The sequence below is a fragment of the Nocardiopsis listeri genome (genome assembly GCF_020741345.1).
GTDB classification, from domain to species: Bacteria; Actinomycetota; Actinomycetes; order Streptosporangiales; family Streptosporangiaceae; genus Nocardiopsis; species Nocardiopsis listeri_A.
Window position 1 is genome coordinate 1 of the sequence record NZ_DYZD01000151.1, and the last position, 4,592, is coordinate 4,592.

Genomic DNA, 4,592 nt, shown 5'->3' on the forward strand with positions numbered 1-4,592 from the left:
TCCGCGAGCAGGTGCGTGGCGGTGAGCTGGTCGTGCACCGAACCGGCCAGGTCGAAGCGTTGGCGCACCTGCATCAATCGGGTCACCATCGGCGGGGTGGCGCGCACCCAGCCCACCCTCAGTCCGCCCCAGAACAGCTTGGCCACCGACCCCACCGTCAGCACCCGCCCGTCGGTGTCGTGGGAGGCCACCGGGGCGGGCAGGTCGCCCGAGTCGATGGCCAGTTCCGCCGCGGACTCGTCGACGATGAGGTGGGTGTTGGCACGGCGCGCCTCCCGGACCAGGACGCTTCGTTCGTCGTCGTCCATGAGCGCGCCGGTGGGGTTGTGGAAGTCGGCCACCGTGTACGCCACGGCCGGTTTCCACTGGCGGAACGCGTCCACCAGATACTCCATGTCCCACCCCTGCGGGGTCACCCCGGTGGTGCGGATGCGCGCCCCGTTGCGGCGCGCGGCGTCCGGCCCGTGCGGGTAGGTGGGCGACTCCAGCAGCACCTGGTCGCCCTCCTGGACCAGGAGGTCCATGGCCAGGGTGATGCCCTGTTGCGCACCGTTGGTGACGAAGATCTGTTCGGGTGTGGTGGGCAGCCCGCGCTCGACGTAGCGTCGGGCGATGGCGTGGCGTAGTTCGGGCAGCCCATAGGGGTAGTAGCCCATGCCGGCGACGTGCGCGGCGAGCTGTTCGGAGGCGTGGAAGGATGCCTCGCGCAGTCCTTCCACGGCGGGCGGGGCGGCCACCCCGAGGTCGATGTGCTCGGTGGCCGGCGCGAACGGGGAGGGTTCGCGGGTTCCGGAGTCGGGCAGGACCGTCCAACTCCCGGCGCCCTGCCTGCTGTCGAGGTAGCTGTTGTCGCGCAGCCAGGCGTAGGCGGCGGTGACGGTGTTGCGGCTCAGCCCCAGGGCGGTGGCCAGGTCGCGTTCGGCGGGCAGGCGGGTGTGAGTGGGCACACGACCGTCCAGGACCAGGCCGCTGATGGCGTGGGCGATGGCAAGGTAGTAGGGGCGTTCGACGGGCGCCTCGCCGATGAGACGGGCGAGCAGACGCCCGTTGATCCTGCGGGTTCCGCCTCCTGTTCCGGGACGGTCACTGCGCGGTTTTGCCAAGGGGGTCCACCTCGGTGGGTCTGATTCAGACCACTTGTCCTGATTGGCTCTTCATTTCCGGGATTTCTTGGTCCACGATACCGATGTGGCTCCCCCAGGTCGGTTGTCATCCAATGACAGGATGACCCGTCTGAGATGACTTCGAAAGGAAGGCCGTGTCCAGTACGGTCCGCACCCTGGTGTCCAGGGTCCTGATCACCCCCGCGCTGCCGCGACCGCGTCTGCGCCGTCTGACCCAGCTCTACCTGGGTCTGTACCTGTTCGGACTCAGCGGCGCCATGCTGATCCGCTCCGACCTCGGCGCGACGCCCTGGGACGTGCTGCACCAGGGTCTGTCCCTGCAGACGGGGCTGACGATCGGCACCTGGAGCGTGATCATCGGCGCACTGCTGATGCTGCTGTGGATCCCGCTGCGCCAGAAGGCCGGGATCGGCACGCTGAGCAACGTTGTCGTGATCGGACTCTCGACGGACCTGTCCCTGTGGCTGCTGCCCACCACCGACCTCATGTTCTGGCGGGTGTCGCTGTTGGTGGGTGGCGTGCTGGTGTGCGCGGTGGGGACCGGCTGCTACATCGGGGTCGGGCTGGGGCCCGGACCTCGGGACGGACTCATGACCGGGCTGGCCGCGCGCGGACTCTCGGTTCGACTCGCCCGCACGCTCATCGAACTGACCGTGGCGCTGGCCGGTTTCCTGCTGGGCGGCACGGTGGGGATCGGCACCGTGGTGTTCATGGTGGCCATCGGCCCCCTGGCGCAGGTGTTCCTGCCGATGATGCGAATGCCGGAGCCGGCCTCCCCCGGCGAAGGGAATCCGGAGCAGGCGCATCGATGATCACCACGACATAACTTCTCTAGGGAAAAACTCCCCATTTCATCCCATACTTCCACGCACTGGCATATGCACGTGCACTCATGGGTGGCAACGGCCGCATGGAGCGTGGAGGATGGGGATCGCGGTAAACGGCGAGGGCCGAGTTCGGCACTTTCTCCCACCGTTCTTTTCGGCCGCCCTCACCTGGGCACATAACCGGGTAAGGCAGCGACGGACGACCGGGGGGACAGTGGTCCGAACGGCGCCCCGACCTGTGGAGAGGTCGGGCGACAAAACCCCGAGGGGGCGTGCGCACGGACGCGCGCGCAGCGGTTCGCGACGGCGCGAGACCCCTTGTTCGGTCGGGGGCATCGGCGCCTACCGCGTACTCGTGACGACGTGATGGGGGTGTGCCGCGTGCCCGGCCGGATTGAAGACTACGCAATGATCGGCGACATGCAGACAGCCGTGCTGGTCGGTCGCGACGGTTCCATGGACTGGGCGTGTCTGCCCGACTTCGACTCCGCCGCCTGCTTCGCGGCCCTGCTGGGCGACGAACAGAACGGCCTGTGGAGCCTGCGCCCCGCCGGCGGCACCGCCCGTGCCGACCGGCGCCGCTACCGGGGCCAGACCCTCATCCTCGAACAGGAATGGGACACCGACACCGGCACGGTGCGGGTCATCGACTTCATGCCACCGCGCGGCGGCGCCCCGCACATCGTGCGGATCGTGGAGGGTGTGCGCGGCACCGTGAAGATGAGCACGGAGCTGCGCATCCGCTTCGACTACGGGCACGTCGTCCCCTGGGTGCACCGGACCGGCGCCGAACTGGTCGCCATCGCCGGACCCGACGCCGTCTGGCTCAGCAGCCCCGTCCACCTCAAGGGGCACAACTTCACCCACGACGCCACCTTCACCGTCAACGAGGGCCAGCGGATCCCCTTCGTGATGACCTGGCACCCCTCCCAGATCGAGGAGTCCGACCACCTGGACGCCGAGAAGGCGCTCTCGCGCACCGAGCGCTTCTGGGAACAGTGGGTCAGCCAGTGCAGGTACGAAGGCCCCTACCGGGAGGCCGTGGTGCGCTCCCTCATCGTGCTCAAGGCCCTCACCTACCAGCCCACGGGCGGCATCGTCGCCGCTCCCACCTCCTCCCTGCCCGAGGACATCGGAGGGGTCCGCAACTGGGACTACCGGTACTGCTGGCTGCGCGACGCCACCATCACGCTGGAAGCCCTCATCCGCTCCGGTTACAAGGACGAGGCGCAGGCCTGGCGCGAGTGGCTGGTCCGTGCGGTCGCGGGCGAACCCCAGCTGATGCAGATCATGTACGGCATCCGAGGTGAACGACGGCTCACCGAGTGGGAGGCCGACTGGCTGCCCGGCTACGAGGGTTCCAGCCCGGTACGGATCGGCAACGCCGCCGTGGGCCAGTACCAGCTCGACGTGTACGGCGAGGTCATGGACGTGCTGCACCTGGCCAGACGATCCGGGATCCGTGGCGGCGACCACCTGTGGGGGTTGCAAAGGTCCCTGGTCAACTACCTGGAGTGGTGCTGGGAGGAACCCGACGAGGGCCTGTGGGAGGTACGCGGGCCGCGGCAGCACTTCGTGCACTCCAAGGTGATGGCATGGGTGGCGGCCGACCGCGCCGTGCGCAGCATCGAGGAGTTCGGCAAGGAGGGTCCCATCGAACGGTGGACGGCCCTGCGCGACACCATCCACGCCGAGGTGTGCGAATACGGCTACGACCCGCAGCGCAACACCTTCACCCAGTACTACGGCAGCAAAGAGCTGGACGCCGCCCTGCTGCTCATCCCCGAGGTCGGGTTCCTGCCCTACGACGACCCCCGGGTCATCGGCACCATCGACGCGGTCCGCAAGGACCTGATGGTGGACGGGTTCGTGCTGCGCTACCGCACCGACCTGGAGGACTCCGCCGACCAACTGCCCGGTGACGAGGGCGCCTTCCTGGCGTGCAGCTTCTGGATGGCCAACGCGCTGCTGTCCATCGGTCGCCAGGAGGAGGCCAAGCAGTTGTTCGAACGGTTGCTGTCATTGCGCAACGACGTGGGTCTGCTGGCCGAGGAATGGGACCCGCGGGCGGGGCGGCAGGTCGGCAACTTCCCGCAGGCCTTCAGCCACGTGCCACTGGTGACCACGGCGCTGAACCTGGAGGACCGCCAGGGCGGCTGGCGCGCGGAGTAGTGGTCGTGGAGGATCGGGACGCCCTCGTACGCTCGGCGTACGGGGGCGTTCGTCGTGGGTTCGACCTGGGGGATCGGGCTCGACGCTGCGGCGCTCCATCCCTCACGGGGACTCCAGCGGACCCGGGTGCCCGCGGGCACTCCGAACACCGTGTCGGGAGCGGTTGTACGCTTACGCCCCGTAGGCCATCGTGACCGCCATCGGTCAGGGGCGAGGGTTTTTCAGTCCGATCGCAGGGGGTCACGCGTGCCGGAGGAGAGGGTCCTGGGCGGCCGATACCGCCTTCTGTCCAAGCTGGGCGCGGGCGGGATGGGCCAGGTCTGGCAGGCCGTGGACGAGCTGTTGGACCGGCCGGTGGCGGTGAAGCTGATCCAACCCGGACGCGCGGACTCCGACGAGGTCGCGGCCCGGTTCCGTCGCGAGGCACGGCTGACCGCGCGATTGGCGGGGCACCCCAACGTGGTGATCC

At 68.8% G+C, this 4,592-nt stretch carries 3 protein-coding genes and 1 pseudogene; 3 read left to right on the forward strand and 1 reads right to left on the reverse strand.

Annotated elements, in window-relative coordinates; translation table 11 throughout:
* Positions 1-1,103, reverse strand: a 1,103-nt coding sequence (locus K8V84_RS08660; RefSeq protein WP_304072765.1) for a PLP-dependent aminotransferase family protein, incomplete at its 3' end; no start/stop codon positions are given.
* 155 nt (positions 1,104-1,258) lie between these two features.
* Between K8V84_RS08660 and K8V84_RS08665 the strand changes: the two genes are divergently transcribed.
* From K8V84_RS08665 to K8V84_RS08675, 3 genes and pseudogenes are all read left to right on the forward strand, one after another.
* A complete protein-coding gene (locus K8V84_RS08665; protein WP_304072767.1) occupies positions 1,259-1,936 on the forward strand; it encodes a hypothetical protein in 678 nt (225 codons plus the stop codon).
* 381 nt (positions 1,937-2,317) lie between these two features.
* Positions 2,318-4,123, forward strand: coding sequence for a glycoside hydrolase family 15 protein (locus tag K8V84_RS08670; protein WP_304072770.1), 1,806 nt, complete (start codon positions 2,318-2,320; stop codon positions 4,121-4,123).
* A gap of 246 nt (positions 4,124-4,369) precedes the next feature.
* Positions 4,370-4,592: pseudogene (locus tag K8V84_RS08675) on the forward strand (serine/threonine protein kinase); the annotation flags it as partial.

What these genes read in the sequence shown, in the direction of transcription:
- K8V84_RS08670 (WP_304072770.1), top strand. Translation starts at nt 2,318, where the DNA reads ATGGGGGTGTGCCGCGTGCCCGGCCGGATTGAAGACTACGCAATGATC.